The sequence below is a fragment of the Cupriavidus plantarum genome, from assembly GCF_905397285.1.
GTDB lineage: Bacteria > Pseudomonadota > Gammaproteobacteria > Burkholderiales > Burkholderiaceae > Cupriavidus > Cupriavidus plantarum.
Window position 1 is genome coordinate 897,512 of the sequence record NZ_CAJPUX010000001.1, and the last position, 18,467, is coordinate 915,978.

At 65.5% G+C, this 18,467-nt stretch carries 10 protein-coding genes; all 10 read left to right on the forward strand.

Features of this window, described 5'->3' with window-relative positions; all coding sequences use genetic code 11:
* Positions 1-82 precede the first annotated feature (82 nt).
* Positions 83-511 (forward strand): DUF1178 family protein, encoded by a 429-nt coding sequence (locus KHP16_RS04185; RefSeq protein WP_115951979.1) that lies wholly within the window; start codon positions 83-85, stop codon positions 509-511.
* Positions 512-628: 117 nt separating this feature from the next.
* Entirely contained in the window at positions 629-1,831 is a 1,203-nt protein-coding gene (locus tag KHP16_RS04190; protein ID WP_211959630.1) for an acyl-CoA dehydrogenase family protein, read from the forward strand.
* A gap of 13 nt (positions 1,832-1,844) precedes the next feature.
* Entirely contained in the window at positions 1,845-2,975 is a 1,131-nt protein-coding gene (locus tag KHP16_RS04195; protein ID WP_115951980.1) for an acyl-CoA dehydrogenase family protein, read from the forward strand.
* Between the two features lie 75 nt (positions 2,976-3,050).
* The gene (locus tag KHP16_RS04200) at positions 3,051-3,500 is read left to right on the forward strand and encodes a MaoC family dehydratase (protein WP_109581645.1); all 450 of its coding nucleotides are present in this window, start codon (positions 3,051-3,053) and stop codon (positions 3,498-3,500) included.
* Between the two features lie 40 nt (positions 3,501-3,540).
* Positions 3,541-4,020, forward strand: coding sequence for a MaoC family dehydratase (locus tag KHP16_RS04205; RefSeq protein ID WP_109581644.1), 480 nt, complete (start codon positions 3,541-3,543; stop codon positions 4,018-4,020).
* A gap of 470 nt (positions 4,021-4,490) precedes the next feature.
* The gene (cyoA, locus tag KHP16_RS04210; RefSeq protein WP_109581643.1) at positions 4,491-5,459 is read left to right on the forward strand and encodes a ubiquinol oxidase subunit II; all 969 of its coding nucleotides are present in this window, start codon (positions 4,491-4,493) and stop codon (positions 5,457-5,459) included.
* 8 nt (positions 5,460-5,467) lie between these two features.
* Complete coding sequence (gene cyoB, locus KHP16_RS04215) at positions 5,468-7,441, forward strand: cytochrome o ubiquinol oxidase subunit I (RefSeq protein WP_109581642.1); 1,974 nt, start codon at positions 5,468-5,470, stop codon at positions 7,439-7,441.
* Between the two features lie 5 nt (positions 7,442-7,446).
* Positions 7,447-8,091, forward strand: coding sequence for a cytochrome o ubiquinol oxidase subunit III (gene cyoC / locus KHP16_RS04220; RefSeq protein WP_109581641.1), 645 nt, complete (start codon positions 7,447-7,449; stop codon positions 8,089-8,091).
* Positions 8,092-8,466: a cytochrome o ubiquinol oxidase subunit IV gene (cyoD, locus tag KHP16_RS04225; RefSeq protein WP_109581640.1), complete on the forward strand. Its 375-nt coding sequence runs from the start codon at positions 8,092-8,094 to the stop codon at positions 8,464-8,466.
* A gap of 213 nt (positions 8,467-8,679) precedes the next feature.
* The gene (locus KHP16_RS04230; RefSeq protein WP_211959631.1) at positions 8,680-18,321 is read left to right on the forward strand and encodes a two-partner secretion domain-containing protein; all 9,642 of its coding nucleotides are present in this window, start codon (positions 8,680-8,682) and stop codon (positions 18,319-18,321) included.
* The last annotated feature ends 146 nt before the right edge of the window (positions 18,322-18,467 follow it).

Here is an 18,467-nt window from a genome sequence, read left to right on the forward strand (position 1 = left end):
ATGACATCGCAAGAAAAAATTAGCACGACCGTTCACAAATTTTCGATTCACGGCTAATATTGCCCGACGGGCTGGAAAGATCATGAAGGTGCTCGACCTGCGCTGTGCGCAAGACCATCGTTTCGAGGGCTGGTTCGCCTCGGAGGAAGATGCGCAATCGCAGATTGCACGCGATCTCGTCCAGTGCCCGGTCTGTGGCGACCATGCGGTGAGCCGCCTGCCGAGCGCGCCGCGCCTGAATCTGTCGGGCGCGACGCCGGCGCCGGAAGCACAGCAGGCGCTGCAAGCCCTGCAGTCGCGCTACATGAAAGCCGTGCGGCAGGTGTTGGCACAGACCGAGGACGTTGGCGACCGCTTTGCCGAGGAGGCGCGGCGCATGCACTACCAGGAGGCGCCCGAACGCGGCATTCGCGGTCAGGCGTCGCGCGAGGAAGTGCGGGCGCTGGCCGAAGAGGGCATCGAGGCCTTTCCGCTCGTGGTGCCGGACGCGCTCAAGCAGACGGCGCACTGAATCGCATCCTGTGTCCTGGCGAATTCGCGAATTCGAGTGAGGCCGGCGCAGCGATGCGCCGATTTCGCGAATTCGTAAAATCCGCCGGCCCGAGCCGGCGCGCCACAGGAGACAGGCATGGACCTCAACTACTCGGCGGCCGACGATGCCTTCCGCGAGGAAGTGCGCGGCTGGCTGGAAGCCAACCTGCCCGCGGACATCCGCGCCAAGGTACTCAATCACCGCCGTCCCAATCGCGACGACTTCGTGCGCTGGCACAAGGCGCTCGCGGGCAAGGGCTGGTCCGCGCCGCACTGGCCCGTCCAGTATGGCGGCACGGGCTGGAACGCGACCCAGCGCCATATCTGGGACGAGGAATGCGCGCGCGTCGGCGCGCCCGGCGTGCTGCCGTTTGGCGTGGCGATGGTCGCGCCGGTGATCATGAAGTTCGGCAACGAGCAGCAGAAAAGCTACTACCTGCCTCGCATTCTCGACTGTACCGACTGGTGGTGCCAGGGCTACTCCGAGCCCGGCTCGGGCTCGGACCTCGCCTCCCTGAAGACGCGCGCCGAACTGACTCCCGATGGCAAGTTCTACATCGTCAACGGCCAGAAGACGTGGACCACGCTGGGCCAGCACGCGGACATGATCTTCTGCCTCGTGCGGACCGATCCCGAGGCCAAGAAGCAGGAAGGCATCTCGTTCCTGCTGATCGACATGAAGACGCCGGGCATCACCGTACGCCCGATCGTCATGCTCGACGAGGAGCGCGAGGTCAACGAGGTGTTCTTCGACAACGTGCAGGTGCCCGTCGAGAACCGCGTCGGCGAGGAGAACCGCGGGTGGACCTACGCCAAGTACCTGCTTGGTCATGAGCGCACGGGTATCGCGCGCGTGGGCAACTCCAAGCGCGAACTGGGCTTCCTCAAGCGTCTGGCGCGCGGGCAGCAGAAGAACGGCAAGCCGCTACTGGAAGATCCCGTGTTCGGGGCCAAGGTCGCCGCGCTCGAGATCGAGCTGATGGCGCTGGAGATCACCGTGCTGCGCGTGGTGTCGAGCGAGGCGGCGGGCAAGGGCCCGGGGCCCGAGGCGTCGATGCTGAAGATCAAGGGCACCGAGATCCAGCAGCTGCTCACCGAACTGATGGTCGAGGCCGTGGGGCCGTATGCGCAGCCGTTCGATCCGGCGTACCTCGAATGCGAGCACGAGCATGCGGTGACGGGCTTCGACGATGCCGCGCCGCTGGCCGCCTACTATTTCAACTTCCGCAAGACCTCGATCTACGGCGGTTCCAACGAAATTCAGAAGAACATCATCAGCCAGATGATCCTGGGGCTGTGAGGAGACACGCGACATGGACTTCAACCTGAGCGACGAACAGAAACAGCTGGCCGATGCGGTGCGCCGCTTCGTCGAGCGCAGCTACGACTTCGAATCCCGCCGTACGGCGTACCGGTCGGACATCGGCTACAGCGAGCAGGCATGGGGCGCGCTGGTCGAGCTCGGCCTGACCGCGCTGCCGGTGCCGGAAGCGCAGGGCGGCTTTTCGGGCACGGCCGTCGACATGATGGTGGTGCAGCAGGAACTGGGGCGCGGGCTCGTGATCGAGCCTTATTTCGCGACCGTCGTGGCCGCGTATGCGCTGAAGCTCGCGGGCGGACAGGAAGCGTTGCTGGAGCAGGTGGCTGGCGGCGAGGTCAAGCTTGCCGTGGCGTTCAACGAGCCCGAGGCGCGGTATGCGCTGAACGATGTGCGCGTGACCGCGAAGGTCAGTGGTGGAGAGGCTCGCCTGAACGGCCGCAAGGTCGTGGCGATTCATGGCGCGCAGGCCGACAAGCTCGTGGTGTCTGCCCGTACGTCAGGCGCCAATGCCGATACGGATGGGATCTCGTTGTTCGTGGTCGATCGTCGGGCATCGGGTGTCGAGGTGCGGGACTATCGCACGATCGACAACCTGCGCGCGGCCGATATCACGTTCACGGACGCGCCGGCGGCGTTGATCGGCGCGGAAGGGCAGGGCTGGGAGATCCTCGAGGCCACGGCCGACTATGCCGCGGTGCTATTGTGCGCGGAGGCGGTGGGTGTCATCGATACGCTCAACGCGGCCACGCTCGAGTATGCCAAGACGCGCCAGCAGTTCGGTTCGCCGATCGGGCGCTTCCAGGCCTTGCAGCATCGGATGGTCGAGATGTTCATGCATGCCGAGCAGGCGCGGTCGATCACCTTGCTGGCGGCGGGCAAGTTCGACGAGGCGTCGGCGGAGGAGCGTCGCCGCTTCGTCTCCGCCGCCAAGGCGCGCGTGGGGCAGGCGGCGCGGGTGGTGGGGCAGGAGGCGGTGCAGATCCATGGTGGCATGGGCGTGACCGACGAACTGCCGGCCGCGCACATGTTCAAGCGGCTGACGCTGATCAACACCACGTTCGGTGACGTCGATCATCACATCGGCCGGTTCGCGCGTCAGGCGAGCTTTCTCGACGCGGCCTGATTCTTCGCGGATCGCCGCCCGGGATGTTGCCCTCTCCCTGCCCGGGGGAGGGCGTTTTCACGCTGGAGAGATGTCATGGGTCCGGTCTACTTCGAAGACTACGTCGTTGGCAGTCAGCACCATCTGGGCAGTTACACGGTTACCGAGGAAGAGATCGTCGCGTTTGCGCGACAGTATGATCCGCAGCCGTTTCACGTCGATCCGCGGGCGGCCGGGAAGAGCATCTATGGCGGATTGATTTCGAGCGGCTGGATGACGTGCGGCATCATGATGCGGCTGCTCGTGCAGTACATGCCCCCCGATACCGCAAGCATGGGGTCGCCCGGGGTCGATGAGATCCGGTGGCTCAAGCCCGTGTATGCGGGCGATACGCTCAGCGTGGTGCTCGAGGTGCTGGACGTGCGGCCATCGTCGTCCAAGCCCGACCGCGGCATCGTGCATACCATCTGGCGCGCGACGAATCAGCGCGGCGAGCCGGTCTGCACCGTCAAGGGCATGGGCATGTACGGACGGCGCCCGGCCTGACACAATTCTTCACCTTCCCCATATTTCACACGGAGACCTCATGCGTACGATTGCCTCGCTGGAAGAACTGGAAAGCCTGCAGGGCCAAGAAGTGGCCGTCAGCGACTGGATCGAGATCACGCAGCAGCAGGTCAACCTGTTCGCGGATGCCACGGGCGATCATCAGTGGATTCACGTGGACGTCGAGCGGGCCAGGCGCGAGTCGCCGTTTGGCGCGCCGGTCGCGCACGGGTTTCTGACGCTGTCGCTGCTGCCGCGGTTCATGGCCAATGCCCTGACGTTCGAAAACACCAAGGTGGCGGTGAACTACGGGCTGAATCGCGTGCGGTTCACCTCTCCGGTGCCGGTGGGCAGCCGGCTGCGGGCACGGATCAAGCTCGCGAAGGTCGAGCGGCTGGATCCGCTGCCCAATGCGCCCGAGCTCGTTGGCGGGCAGGCGTACTGGGAGGTGACGATCGAACGGGAAGGGTCGGAGCGGCCGGTTTGCGTGGCCGAGTCGATCACGCGGCGGTACGGTTAACGGCCTCGCGACGGCGGGCTTGAGGCCCGCCAAATATGAAGAAAACCGCCATCAGCGGGGCTGGCGTCATCGGGCAGTAAGGTTTTCGTAATTGTCCGGTTTGCAGAACAGTGTTTCCGCACCCCGTGGGTTTACCCTCAAAAGCGCGTTGCGGTACAGTCGCGCCCACGATGCTTTACGTATTGCCTTATCGGCTCATAAATCCGTGCGCGCAGCGCTGGCGCGCCGGATGGTAACAGCAGACATGGCAAAGACATCGTGAACCAACGCCGCCCTCTGGGCGGAGCCGCGGTTCGGGCAGTCCTCCACCTCAGCGCACGCCACCGCCATCTCCGGCGCCACGCGCACGCAGTCGTCAGTCGCTGTCCACGTCCTCCGGTTTTTACCTCGCTCAACCTGCCTGCGGCCTCGTGCTTCGGGTAGTTGAAGCCGCGTGCCCCCGGGCCGTGGCACAACCAGACCGTCGTGACATGAAACTACCTAGAATGCCGCGCCTGAAGCGGTTCCTGCCTTGCCTTGGCCTGCTGTTGCTGGCCGGCTGCAACCTGACGCTGATGGACCCGAAGGGTCAAGTCGGCGTGGACATCAAGGGCATCATCCTGATCGCCACCTGGCTCATGCTGCTGGTGGTGGTGCCCGTGATCATTCTGACGATCGTGTTCGCCTGGAAGTATCGCGCCAGCAATACCTCCGCAACGTACGATCCCGACTGGTCGCACTCGACCAAGATCGAGGTCGTGGTCTGGTTGATCCCCTGCCTGATCATCATCGCGCTTGGCATCATCACATGGCGCTCGTCGCACGAGCTCGACCCGTACAAGCCGCTCGAGTCCAACGTGAAGCCGATCACGGTCGAAGCCGTGGCGATGAACTGGAAGTGGCTGTTCATCTATCCGGAGCTGAAGATCGCGACGATCAACCAGCTCGCGCTGCCGGTGAACACGCCCGTGAACTTCAAGATCACGTCGGATTCGATCATGAATTCGTTCTTCATCCCCGCGCTGGGCAGCCAGGTGTACGCCATGGCGGGCATGGAGACCAAGCTGCATCTGATCGCCAACGAAGCCGGTACGTTCGACGGCATGTCCGCGAACTACAGCGGCGGCGGCTTCTCGGGCATGAAGTTCAAGGCTCTCGCGATGTCGAACTATGACTTCGACGCGTGGGTCGCGAAGGTTCGCGCATCCTCCGAGCAGCTCGGCGCGGAAGGTTACAAGGCGCTCGCCAAGCCGAGCGAAGCCGTGGCCGTGACGTACTACGGCAAGGTCGATGGCGACCTGTATCACGGCATCCTGCACCAATACATGGACAACAGCGGTCGTGCCGTGGCCCGTGAAGGCTTCGACGGCGGTCCGGTCTGCACGTCGCGCAACACGATCGGCGACGCGCAGGTGTCCATGACCACGCCGGCCAAGCCGGCCGTGGGCGCGCAATCCTAGGAGCAATGATGTTTGGCAAATTGAGTCTGTCGGCGATCCCGTTTCATGAGCCGATCATCATGGTGACGCTGAGCGCGGTAATGCTCGGCGGCCTGGCGCTGCTTGGCGCCATCACCTATTTCAAGAAGTGGAACTATCTGTGGAGCGAGTGGATTACGTCCGTCGACCACAAGAAGATCGGCGTAATGTACTCGCTGGTCGCGCTGATCATGCTGCTGCGCGGCTTTGCCGACGCGCTGATGATGCGTACGCAGCTGGCCGTGGCGACCGGTGGCAACACCGGCTTCCTGCCGCCCGAGCATTACGACCAGGTCTTCACGGCCCATGGCGTGATCATGATCTTCTTCGTGGCCATGCCGCTGATGACGGGCCTGATGAACCTCGTGGTGCCGCTGCAGATTGGCGCGCGCGACGTGGCGTTCCCGTTCCTGAACACGCTGTCGTTCTGGCTGTTCGTGGCCGGCGCGCTGCTGGTGAACATCTCGCTGGGCGTCGGTGAATTCGCGCGCACGGGCTGGCTGGCTTACCCGCCGCTGTCGGGTCTGGATTTCAGCCCGGGCGTGGGGGTGGACTACTACCTGTGGTCGTTGCAGATCTCCGGCCTTGGCACGCTGCTGACGGGTGTGAACTTCCTGGTCACGATCCTGAAGATGCGCGCGCCTGGCATGACCCTGATGCGCATGCCCGTGTTCACGTGGACCGCGCTGTGCACGAACGTGCTGATCGTGGCCGCCTTCCCGGTGCTGACGGTGTCCCTGGCCCTGCTGGGTGCCGACCGTTACCTGGACATGCACTTCTTCACGAACGATGGCGGCGGTAACGCCATGATGTACGTGAACCTGATCTGGATCTGGGGCCACCCCGAGGTCTACATCCTGATTCTGCCGGCGTTCGGTATCTTCTCGGAGATCATCGCCACGTTCTCGGGCAAGAAGCTGTTCGGCTACAAGTCGATGGTGTACGCGACCAGCGCGATCATGGTGCTGTCGTTCATCGTGTGGCTGCACCACTTCTTCACGATGGGCTCCGGCGCCAACGTGAACGCGTTCTTCGGCATCACGACCATGATCATCTCCATCCCGACCGGGGTGAAGATCTTCAACTGGCTGTTCACGATGTACCGTGGCCGTGTGCAATTCACGTCGCCGGTGCTGTGGACGCTGGGCTTCATGATCACGTTCGTGATCGGCGGCATGACCGGTGTGCTGATGGCCGTGCCGGCGGCGGACTTCGTGCTGCATAACAGCCTGTTCCTGATCGCCCACTTCCACAACGTGATCATCGGCGGCGTGCTGTTCGGCTACCTGGCCGGCATCACCTACTGGTGGCCGAAGGCGTTCGGCTTCAAGCTGAACGAGCGTCTGGGCAAGTGCGCTTTCTGGTGCTGGATCCTGGGCTTCTACTTCGCGTTCATGCCGCTGTACGTGCTGGGCCTGATGGGCATGACCCGTCGTCTGAACCATACCGACAACGCGGCATGGACGCCGTGGCTGCATCTGGCCGTGGTGGGCGTGGTGTTCGTGGCGCTGGGCATCGTCTTCCAGGTGCTGCAGATCGCCGTGTCGATCCGCGACCGCAAGAAGCTGGCCGACGTGACCGGCGACCCGTGGGGCGGCCGCACGCTCGAATGGGCCACCTCGTCGCCGCCGCCGTTCTACAACTTCGCGCACACCCCGGTGGTGCGTGACCTGGACGCGTTCGCCGACATGAAGGCGCGTGGCGAGAAGCCGCGTACCGATGGGTACGAAGAGATCCACATGCCGAAGAACACGGCCGCGGGCTTCTACATGGGCGCCTTCAGCCTGGTGCTTGGTTTTGCGCTGACGTGGCACATCTGGTGGCTTGCCGCCGTGGGCCTGATCGGCATGGTGGTGTCGTTCATCTTCCGTGCGAACGACGACCATATCGACTACTACGTGCCGGCCAAGGAGGTCGAGCAGATTGAGACGCAACAGCTGCAACGCGTTGCTTCGGGGGCCTGATCACCATGACGACTGAAGTCCTGGACCGTTTTGGGGCGCAAGCCCCCGCCCATGCGCCCGCGCATGACGACACGCACGACCACGCGCATCACGACACCAGCGGGAACACGATCTTCGGTTTCTGGCTGTACCTGATGAGCGACTGCATCCTGTTCGCGTGCCTGTTCGCCGCCTTCGCCGTCCTCCGCGGCGAAGTGGCGGGCGGCCCGTCGGGCAAGGAGCTGTTCGAGCTCAACTACGTGCTCGTGGAAACCTTCATCCTGCTGTTCTCGTCGATCACGTACGGCATGGCGATGGTGTCGCTGCAGAACAAGCAGAAGAGCCGCGTCATGGGCTGGCTTGCCGTGACCTTCCTGCTCGGCGCCGCGTTCATGGTGATGGAAATCAACGAGTTCGCGCACCTGATCCACGAAGGCGCGGGGCCGAACCGCAGCGCGTTCCTCTCGTCGTTCTTCACGCTGGTCGGCACGCACGGCCTGCACGTGGCGAGCGGCATGCTGTGGATGCTCGTGCTGATGTATCAACTGACGACCAAGGGCATCACCACGGCCACGACCAAGCGCCTGATGTGCCTGAGCCTGTTCTGGCACTTTCTGGACGTCGTCTGGATCGGCGTCTTCACGGTGGTCTACCTGATGGGAGCAATGTAAATGGCCCAGCATCAATCGAGTCACGGCGCGCATGGCGCCAGCCACGACGCGCCTCACGGCGCGGCCCACGGTCACGCCTCGGTCAAGTCGTATGTGATCGGCTTCGTGCTGGCGGTGATCCTGACGGTCATCCCGTTCAAGATCGTGATGGACGGCACCATGGACCGCGGCACGATCCTCTGGATCATCCTCGGCATGGGCGTGGTCCAGATCATCGTGCATCTGAAGTATTTCTTGCATCTGGACAGCTCGAACGAACAGCGCGGCAACGTGATCGCGTTCCTGTTCACCGTGCTGATCCTGTTCATCGTGCTGGCCGGTTCGCTCTGGATCATGCACAACATGAACGCCAACATGATGCCGATGGCCCACTGAAGACGACCGTCTTCGGGTCCTGTGGCACGCGAAGAAGCCGCCCGGTGCAAGCCGGGCGGTTTTTTTTTGTCCTGACTTTCGTCTTGAGGCGCGCTCGGATCTAGCCGATCGCCGATTCTATTGCGGTCTGTGACAAATTCGGAAAACCCCTAAAGCCATACGCCGCTCGATTTGCGACATTCCGGCCATCTTTGGCAAGTCGTGGAGCAAGGTATGGACACTGTCGGTAGTGTGGCGTGGCGCATGGTGTGGCCAGTGTCGGTGGCATGCGTGACAACGCCAGGCCTTCTGTCGATCGCGTGGGCGCAGGCCGAGCCATCGGCCGCCCCCGCGCCGATGGTGGTGAGTGCCGGAGGGGCGCGGATGTCCACTGCGAACAATGGCGTGCCCGTCATCAATATCGAGGCGGCCAACGAAGCCGGCGTCTCGCATAACCGGTTCAGCAAATTCAACGTGAGCAGCGTCGGGCTGATCCTGAATAACATCGCTCGCGGGTCCGCGCCGACGAATACGACGCTGGGCGGAGGCGTGCACGAGAACGAGAACCTGACGCGCGCGGCCCATATGATCGTCAACGAGGTCATCTCGGGCCATCGCAGCGAGATTGACGGCTTCATGGAGGTCGCCGGCAAGAAGGCTGACCTGATCATCGCCAATCCCAGCGGCATCACCTGTTCGAATTGCGGCTTCCTCAATGTGGATCGTGTGATGTTGGGCGCGGGGACATCGATCTGGCGTTCGGGCGGCGCATTCGCGGGCGTGCTGGCGACCGAGGGCGACATCTTGATCAGGGGCCACGGACTCAATGCCGCTGAGCAGACGTCGGCCGATCTGGTCGCCGGGAAGATCCGGCTCGATGCCCCTGTATTCGCAAAGAAGCTCCATATGTTCGCCGGCGGAAACTGGTTCGATTTCGGCGCAAGGAGGCTGATGCACGTGGGACGCGGCCGGGCCAAGGGGCTGGCCGGGCCGGCAATCGACAGCAGCACGCTTGGTGGCATGCATGCCGACCGTATTCATCTGGTCGCGAACGACCGCGGCGCGGGTGTCCGGCTCGGGGGGCATGTGCTGGCGAGCGGCTCGCTGCAGCTTCGCGTGCCGCACGGCGCGCTGGCAATCGGGCCCGGCGCCAAGGTGGTCGGGAGTTCCGCCAATGTCGCGGCAGCCCAGGTTCACCTCGACAAGAGAGCCGAGTTGGTCGCCATGGGTAAGTTGACGGTCGTGGCCGATGCGATGACGCTCGACGGCGACACCGCGGAGACGGCACGCGTGCGCATGTCGGAGACGAATAACGGCGACGGGAATATCCAGATCGGAAAAACCTTCGCCAACAAGGGGCTGGTGTTCTCAGGGCGGGGCCTGAATCTCTCTGCCGGGCGTATCGAGAACGCCGGCACTGGCGCCATCGCCGCCCGTGATCTGACGCTGCATGCGAATGCCGGGGAGTTGGATCTGCGGGAGAAAGGCGGATCGTTGAACGCGGGCAAACTCGTCAACCATGGACTGATTCTCGGCAACGATAGGCTGAAGGTGACCGCCAACGGCGAACTTGTCAATGCCGGCCGCATACTGGGCGGCGAGAACGGCACCATGACGATCCGCGCGAACACGTTGATCAACAATCGGGATATCGATGGCGCGGTGGTGGATATCGTCGCGGCGACATTGCAGAACCGGGTACCCGACGAGCGGCGTGTGCGTTTCGTCGATCAAAGCGCGCCGTACGTGAAAGAAGGCCCCGAAACGTATCGGTGGGCATGGTCGGATTTCACGTACCGCTACTATCAGAACTACTCCCGGACGGTGAAGACGTGGTACGAGTTCATGCTCGACGACCCGGGGTACGCGCCTCGCATCCTCGCTGCGAAGGACATGAAGATCGCGGCAAGCCGGTTGACGAACCGCGGCGGAATCATCTGGAGCGGCGATGTGTTGAGGCTTCAGGGCTTCACGGAGGCCCCCGGCGAGAATGTCAGGCCGTACGAGTGGATCTCCGACGACCGCGGGACGCGCTTCCAACCGAGTGGCGCCCAGCTCGACAACGACAGCCTGAGCCTGGAATCCCGTGTCGAAGTGCTACGCCACACGAAGACGCGCCGCGATACGTTGTCGTATCTCACGCCGAAGTTCGGCTGGCGGTGGTGCGGGCCAAACGCGCAGCCCGATGAAGCCTGTACCTATCAGGGCGAGCAGACCGAGGTCACGTCGAGGACATTCAACAATGTGCTCAAGGCCGGCATCGCGGCACGCGCGATCCTGGGAGACGGCTTCACGATTGTCAACAGGGGCGAGCGGATCTCCGACGCCAGGCAACTGCTCGATCCATCCATCGCCAAGGGGCTGGAGAAGACCGGAGAGGAGCAGAGCACCTTCGACACGTTGATAGCAAGGGAGAATCTGGGCAATCCGAACGGACTCTTCCAACTGGCAGTGCAGTCCAATGGCCGCTATGTGGTCGAGCGAAATCCCATCTTTGTGTTCCTGCCCCCCGGGAAGGGGGGCGGCAGCGCAACGAGAGTCCAGTCGCCGCCCGCGGGTCAGGGCCAGAAGGGTACGGACGTTACCGAAGACGCCATGGGGGATGTCGCGGACTCCGGCGTCGCGAAAAAGGGGGCACCGCCTCCGCTGTCGAACCCGCTGTCGAACCCGCGGTCAGACCCACTTCCGTCCCCCCCGGCGCCGTCGGTGACGGGCGCTTCGGCGGGCACTGCCGCGTCTGCCAAGCCCCTCGCCCAACGTGACGGCATGGATACCGACATGCTGGCGGACAGCCTCGGGTACGACACGCGAACGCTCGATCGCCGGCTTGGCGACGCGGCCTTCGAACAGCATCTGGTCAGGCAGCAGCTCATCGACCAGACGGGCGTGGCGGTGCAGACCCGGTTCCGCAGCGCCAACGAGCAGATGTGGGGGCTCATGAGGGAAGCCAGCCGCGTGGCCACGTCGCATGCGCTCGTGTACGGGCGCGCGCTCACTGCCGAGCAGATCGCGCAACTGGATGACGACATCGTGTGGGTCGTGCGCCAGCGCGTCCTCGGGCAGAACGTGCTCGTGCCGGTGGTGTACCTGTCGCCCAAGGCGCGCAAACGGGTCGTGGCCTCCGCACAGATCATTGCCGAAACGATGGATCTCAAGGTCGATGGCTTCCGTAACGAGGGCGGCGGCATCCTTGCGAACCAGCTGCGCATCAAATCGACATCGGACATCGTCAACACGTCGGGCACGATGGCGGGAGGCAAGGTGGCCCTTCAGGCGGGCGGTAGCATCGTCAACGGAACGGCGGTGCACCGCGGAGACACGTTATCGGCGACGCTTGACGTCACGGGAACGATTGTCGCGGGAAAGACGATGACGCTGGCTGCCGATAAAGACATCGCGGTGACCGGTGCGGAGCTCGTGTCCGGCGGAGACATGGCGCTCGACGCCGGCAAACGCATCACGATCGATACGCGCGAGCATCGATCGACGACATCCACCGTGGAGGGTGGCGGCGACGGAAGCGCGTCATCGATGGAGACGAGCACCGTCTCCCACGTAGGCCACCATCGGTCACGCGTGATGGCCGCCGGCAACCTCGATGCGAAGAGTGGGGCGGCGCTGACGTTGTCGGGTGCCGAGGTCCAGGTCGGCGGCGATGCCGCGCTGAAAAGCGGGGAGGACATCCGTGTCGACGGCAAGATGACCGAGCAGACCGCGTGGACCCGCCGGTACGAGAGCGGCGTCGGCCATGGCGGCGCGTTGTTCGGCACGACGGACGTGCGCGAGGTAACGCGGACCGCCGGCAACGTCGCGAGCGAGGTCGGCATCGGTGGCAATGCGACCCTGTCGGCGAAGGGCGATCTGCGGATACGCGGCAGCACGTGGAAGACGGCTGGCGATCTCGAGACGTCGGCGGCGAACATCGAGGTGGCGGCGGCGGAGACGAGCACCGTGTCCACGCGTACAGAAGCGAGTCACGGCATTTTCGCCACGCGCGGTGCCACGCATCGGCACACGCAGGCGACGGCCGGATCGGGCGTGCTGAGCCGGGGCAACGACAACTGGCTTGGCGCGGGCGTGGCGGCACGGGGCAGCGCGGAGGGCGGCATCGACCTGTTTCGCGACGTGAGCGAGACGACCACGCAACGGCGCGTCCGCCACGATGCGGCAGTCTTCGAAGCCGGCGGCGACGCGCGATTGATAGCGAGAGACGGCCTGCGCGTGACCGGCTCGCGCGTGCATGCGGAGGGCGACCTGACGCAGCAGGCGACAACGATCACGACTGAAGCGGTCGAGGATCGGGACGAGCACGCGTGGCGCCGTAGCGAGGCATCGCTCGGCGTGCATGGCTCGGCCGGTGGCGGCGCGCAGGCGAGCATCGGCGCCGCGCCGGAAGGAGAACAGGCGGGCGGCTTGCCCTCGGCAGACGTCAATGCGGACGCGGGCCTGAAGTTTCGTCACGCGAACGATAGGGGAGTGACCGGCAGCACGACGGCGCTGACGTCGGCGGTATCCGCCGGGCGCGACATCGTGCGGTACGCGGGCGAGGCCATGCGCGACGTTGGCACGGACCTTCGCGCGGGGGGCGACGTGAAGCAGTCTGCCGATACCATCGTCAGCGAGGCCGCGCACGACACGACGTACAGCGCGTCCGAAAGCGGGGAAGACGCCGCCTTCGTGGGCGGCTACGGCGCCGCCTCGGTGGGTCTGCCGGGCCGGATCGTGCCGGGCCAGTCCAAGCAGACGCTGAAGTCCGGGGCGGGTGCCGGTGCAGGACTCAAGATCGAGTATCGCACCGAGGCGCGGGACACCGACGCCAATACCCGGACCGCTGTGGTATCTACCGTGCGCGCGGGCGGAAACGTCTCCAGCGAGAGCCGTGGCGAGACGCGTCTTGCCGGCACCGATGTCAAAGCGGGAGGCGATATCGATATCCGAGGCGCGACGGTGGCGATTGGCGCGGCGCACGACACGGAGGCTTCCCGTGCGAAGACGGCGAGCGCGGGGGCCGCGGTCCATGTCGATAAGGTAAGTCCGGGCGTCGGCGTTTCCGGCGACGGGATGCATGCGCGGGACACGCGCGAAGCGCGCAGGGCAGTGGCAGGCAGGCTCGTCGCGCAGCGCGACGTGGCGATACGCGCGTCAGGCGATGCTTCGTTCGAGGGCGCGCGCGTCGAGGGGGACAGCGTCAGGATGTCGGCGGGCGGGAATGTCGCGATGCTGACGGCGAAGACGTCGCGCGCGGCAAGCGAATCGCGTTGGGCGGCGAACGGTGGAGTGTCCATCGGTGTGGCCTCGTGGGGTGGCGACGCGGGGGGCAATGTCAGCGACATGACGGAGCATGCGGTGTCCGGGCAGGCGGGCCGCGTTCAGGCGCGGCGCGGGACGGTGGAGATCCGAAGCGGCGGCGATGCGAAGTTCGAAGGCACCGCGCTGTCGGCCGCGACGAAGGTGCAGGTCGATGCCGCAGGCTCGATCGTCTTCGACGTGGCGCGCGAGACGATATCGCGCAAGCGATGGAAAGCCAACGCGAACCTCGGCGTGGGACGGGCCGATGGCGCGACGGGCGTGAGTTCGCCGGGGGCGTTCGCGGGGACCAGCGGATATGAGCGGGAGACCGAGCGCGCGGGCAGTATCGAAGCGGCCAGTGTGGCGCTGGCCTCGGGCGGCGATACCACGCTGGCCGGCACGACAGTGAAGGCCGGGACGGCATCCTATCGGACGGAGGGCGCGCTGATCCGGACCGAAGCGAAGCCGGAGACCGTGCGGGAGCATGGGGGCAATGTGCTATTGCCACCGGTGTTCAAGCCAGCGCATCATGGACGGCCGCCCGCAGGGCGCGCGGGCGTGGCCAAGCCGCCGGTGCGTCTGGCGGATGGACGGATGGGATATCTGCTGGGCCCGGACAAGCCGCCTTCGGGCCAGGACATCGGTACGCGCGCGGATGCGTCCGCGCAGGCATGGAAGCGGGCCCGAATGGACCCCCCTCCCGCCGCCCAGGGCAGGGCGCCCGATAGCGCAAGGGATAGCGCAACGGGTGGCGCAAGGGGTGGTGGTGCAAGGGATGACGCGACGGATAGCGGCATGCGGACCATGGCGCCCGGCACCGGCCGCGATGATCCGGCGCTGGGCGGACTGCTGAGCTCGCCCGGTGCGCCCGGTGCGCCCGGTGCGCCCGGTCCGCTCGCTGGCGACGCGCATCAGCCCGCCCACGGTGAGCCGGGTCCGAGTCTCACCTCGCATCTTCAGACCGAGCCGCTGGATCTGCGTACGCGCCGCGTCATCGAGCCGCCTGGCGAGGCCGCGGGCCGCGTTGGCGGCTGGCATGCGGCGACCCAGCCGATGACGCTGGGAGAGGCGCTCATCGATCGCTACACGGTACAACTGCGCCAGCTCCTCGCGCCGCAGCCGGACGTCAGCGCGCGCGAAGCCGATACGCTGACGCGGCTCGCCAGAAGGCGGCTGCCTGCGGGGGATCGGCCGCACACCGAAAGGCGGGAGACGGCGTTACGCCTGAGCGACTACGATGGCCCGTTCTATGGCGCCTATCAGGCGCCTCGCGGGCACTCCTATGGAAGCCTGCGCCCGGGCGAGACCGTCATCGTTCCGAGTGTGATCGGTACCGCGTCGCTTGGCTATGCGCGTCTGCAGCTGGCCGCGGTGGAGCCGGAACGCAGGAAGGTGCTGATGGTGTTCGACGGCTCGCCGGCCAAATCGCTGGCACCGTTTTCGCCGTTCCAGGGCGCGAACGCGCGCGCCGAGGTTTACGCTCCCGAACGCACGCGTTTGCGAGTCAGTGACATCGTCGATACGCAAGCCATGACCTTCGTGGGGCTGGGTGCAGTGGATCCCGGCGCCACCAGCGTCGTCGCGCGCGACCTGCATACGGGCAATCCGCATCGCGACTACGACCATCGTTTCGTGGTGCCGCTGGAAATGGGTACGCCGCCCGGCAGTCAGGGCAGCGATGCCCGGGTCAGAGACGCGTCCCGCAGCTTGCGGCACAAGCATGCGGACACCACGCTCGTCGCGCTGCGCTCCGATGGCGCCGCGGCCGAGGCAAATCCGCCGGGTGGCACGCACAAGTACACGGTCGTGGGCGAAGGGCATGCGGGGAACAACACGCTCGGCGGCAGGCGCGCGGAGGAAATCGCGAACATCGTGGCGCCGCTGGCGCGCCATGCCATCGGCTGCAAGGTGAGCCTCGTCGGATGTCACAGCGCCGCGATGGAACAATCGCTGCGCGCGGCCCTGTACACGCGCGGCATCGAAGCAGAGGTAAGTGGCCGCAAGGGATACGTCAGAGTCAGCGACCGCGGGCACAAATATTCGGCATCGGCGGGTCATCCCGACGCCTTGAACGATTTCGGGCGCAAGCCGTTCTCCGATCCCGATCCGCACCGGCGATTACGGGAAGCCGCGCGGGCATTGCCGCTTCAGCAAGCCACGGCCGACAGATTCGCGATGCAGAACCACCTGCTGAACAGTCCGGACCAGCCGCGGCTGAACAAGCGCGAGCGGGACGTGCTGGCGTACTACGCGCTGCGTGGGCGGCCGGCGCCGGGAGGCGATCGGCCCATCGCCGAGCTCAGCGAGGTCGTATCGAAGCTGGGCGAATACCGGGGCACCGTCTATCTCGTGCCGCCACGCGAACTGGCGGGCGCATGGGGGCGCACGATATTTGACGGCTCGGTCGTAGCCAATCCGTGGTGGCTGCTTGGCTCGGCCTCGCGCGGCTATGCGCAATACGCGATGCGGAACGCGGCGCCCGGGCCGGACGGGCGCAAGCCGACACTGGCCATTATCGATGACGTGCCAGCGAAGGTCCTGGCGCCTTTCTCGTTGTTCCAGCACGCCGATGGGCGCGCGGAAGTCGTTCTCCCGCGCAACCAGCGCATGAAGATGCAGGACCATCTGGAAACCGATCGTATCCGATATGTGTGGTTTCGCGGCATCAACGATGAGCCATCCGACGGCGTATTGCACAGCATGAATGCACAGCGGTTGCATCGAGACTACGATCGCCGTGTCGTGGTGCCGCTCGACGACAGCCATCGCGTTGCCGAAGCGTCGCTACGGCTCAACTACAAGCATGCGGACAGCAGGATCGCGCTGCCACATGCCCCCGCCTCGACACTGCCATCGCCATTCCCGGGCAGGCTCAAGATCAGCCTGGTAGGGGAAGGCACCGCCGGCGTGCCGCGCCTGAGCGCCAGGAGCGTGCCCGAACTCGCGGATATCGTCGCGCCGCTTGCGCGCGGCGCTCATACCTGCAAGATCAGCCTGGTCGGCTGCCATAGCGTGCAACTGGAGCGGCCGTTGCAGCAGGCATTGCGCGACCGGAGCGTCGATGCCGAAGTGCACGGCAGGGTGTCGTATGTCGCGGTGAGCGATGAGGGTGGCAAACGACGCGTCGGCGCACAACATCCGGACGCGCTGGGCAAGGGCGTGTCGTTCGATCCGGACCCGGTAGGGCGAACCCATCGCCATCGTGCCGAGGGTGTGCTGGCGCACGGCGGTACCACGCCTTCGCACGGCAACCTGACGCGCGGCATCTTCCGCGAAATGACCAGATCGATGCCAGAGGGCGCCATCACGGACGATCGCATGGCCGCGCGCGAATGGGTTATCGACAGCGCCAACGCCAACGCGGCGCACCATACCGCGTTCTATGGGGCCGTGGCGCGGCGCGGTGAATTTCTCGAACCCGCGCAGCCCGATCCACTCATGGCGCGCCACATCCACGACGACCTGCTCTTCGCGCTGAACAAGCTGCCCGGCAATGTCACCGTCAGCTACCTCGGGACGAGGACGCAGGGCGATGTCTATGGGAAGCGGATATTACCGGGCGACCTCGTCGGCGCGGGGCGCGTGCTGGCGAGTGACAAGTCGCTGCAGGCGGAGAAGCACAGCGCGGTGTACGCCGAACGTCGGGGCCTGCCGACGGTGTTCCGCATCGATGGCAGGTCCGGCAGGAACGAGGCGTTGCTCGGTGGGCCGCCGCCGGGGTTCGGGCCGATCACCGCCAACGGGTCGGCCATCCTGTTCGAACCCCATCGCCAGTTCACGGTGCTGGATATCCACCGCGAACGCGGGGCAGTCAACGTGCTGCTGACGGAGTCGCGGGACGGTGCGTCGCCGCACGGTGCGAAGGACATGTTCACGGGCGCGCCGTCTGTGGTGCCGTCGGCGCCGAACGTGGGGCAGCGGCTGCACGCGATGCAGCGGGAATTTTCGGCGGAGGCCCGAGCGTTCGACAAGGCGGGCGCCCGCCGGCGATTAGAGGACATTGCCGTGCGGCAGGCAGAGGTCCACGGTGCGCCGTCCAGTTTCACGCGTGGCATGGCACGGCAGTATCTGCGCCATCGGTCGATCTTCGATGACGCCGTCGATGCCGAGCGGCGCGGCGGAAAGGCCAATAGCAACGTCGCCGCCCTGTCGCGCGCGTTGCAGGCGTTGCCCGATACGCCGGGGCGTAGCTATATGGCGGCGTCGCATGCCGGGGGCGTTTTCGGTAGTGGGATCGTGGCCGGCGACACGGTGGTGAACGATGGGTTCCTGGTCAGCACGAAGTCGCTGGCCGCTGCGCGGGACGAGGCGGCGCGCGGGACCGGTGGGGTATTGTTCTCGATCGACGGGCGGCACGGCAAGGTGGCGATCGACGGGCCTGATACCGGGCCTGATACCGCGCCGGAACTCGCCCCCCGGCGCAGCCGCAAATCGCCGCGGATCCTTCATGACCGGTTCACCGCCTTTGACGTCGAGGCCGTGAATCAAACGGCCGGCCGCACCGATGTCCTGCTGCGGGAACGCGATCAGGACCTGCCCTCCCGTCGCAAGGATATGCGTACCGGTCGCGCGGAAGAATGGTTCTGATTGGCTCTCGACATGGGGCGAAGGCGGCCGATGGCGGTGCGCGATGCACGGCCCCGCACCATCTTGCGCCCTGTTTTCAGCCGTTGGCACGACGGTGGTGCATGATGGGCAGCATGATTCGCGCTCCATGTTGGTGCGAGTAGATT

Coding starts and splice junctions, on each gene's coding strand:
- KHP16_RS04185 (WP_115951979.1), top strand. CDS start 83: ATGAAGGTGCTCGACCTGCGCTGTGCGCAAGACCATCGTTTCGAGGGC.
- KHP16_RS04190 (WP_211959630.1), top strand. CDS start 629: ATGGACCTCAACTACTCGGCGGCCGACGATGCCTTCCGCGAGGAAGTG.
- KHP16_RS04195 (WP_115951980.1), top strand. CDS start 1,845: ATGGACTTCAACCTGAGCGACGAACAGAAACAGCTGGCCGATGCGGTG.
- KHP16_RS04200 (WP_109581645.1), top strand. CDS start 3,051: ATGGGTCCGGTCTACTTCGAAGACTACGTCGTTGGCAGTCAGCACCAT.
- KHP16_RS04205 (WP_109581644.1), top strand. CDS start 3,541: ATGCGTACGATTGCCTCGCTGGAAGAACTGGAAAGCCTGCAGGGCCAA.
- cyoA (WP_109581643.1), top strand. CDS start 4,491: ATGAAACTACCTAGAATGCCGCGCCTGAAGCGGTTCCTGCCTTGCCTT.
- cyoB (WP_109581642.1), top strand. CDS start 5,468: ATGTTTGGCAAATTGAGTCTGTCGGCGATCCCGTTTCATGAGCCGATC.
- cyoC (WP_109581641.1), top strand. CDS start 7,447: ATGACGACTGAAGTCCTGGACCGTTTTGGGGCGCAAGCCCCCGCCCAT.
- cyoD (WP_109581640.1), top strand. CDS start 8,092: ATGGCCCAGCATCAATCGAGTCACGGCGCGCATGGCGCCAGCCACGAC.
- KHP16_RS04230 (WP_211959631.1), top strand. CDS start 8,680: ATGGACACTGTCGGTAGTGTGGCGTGGCGCATGGTGTGGCCAGTGTCG.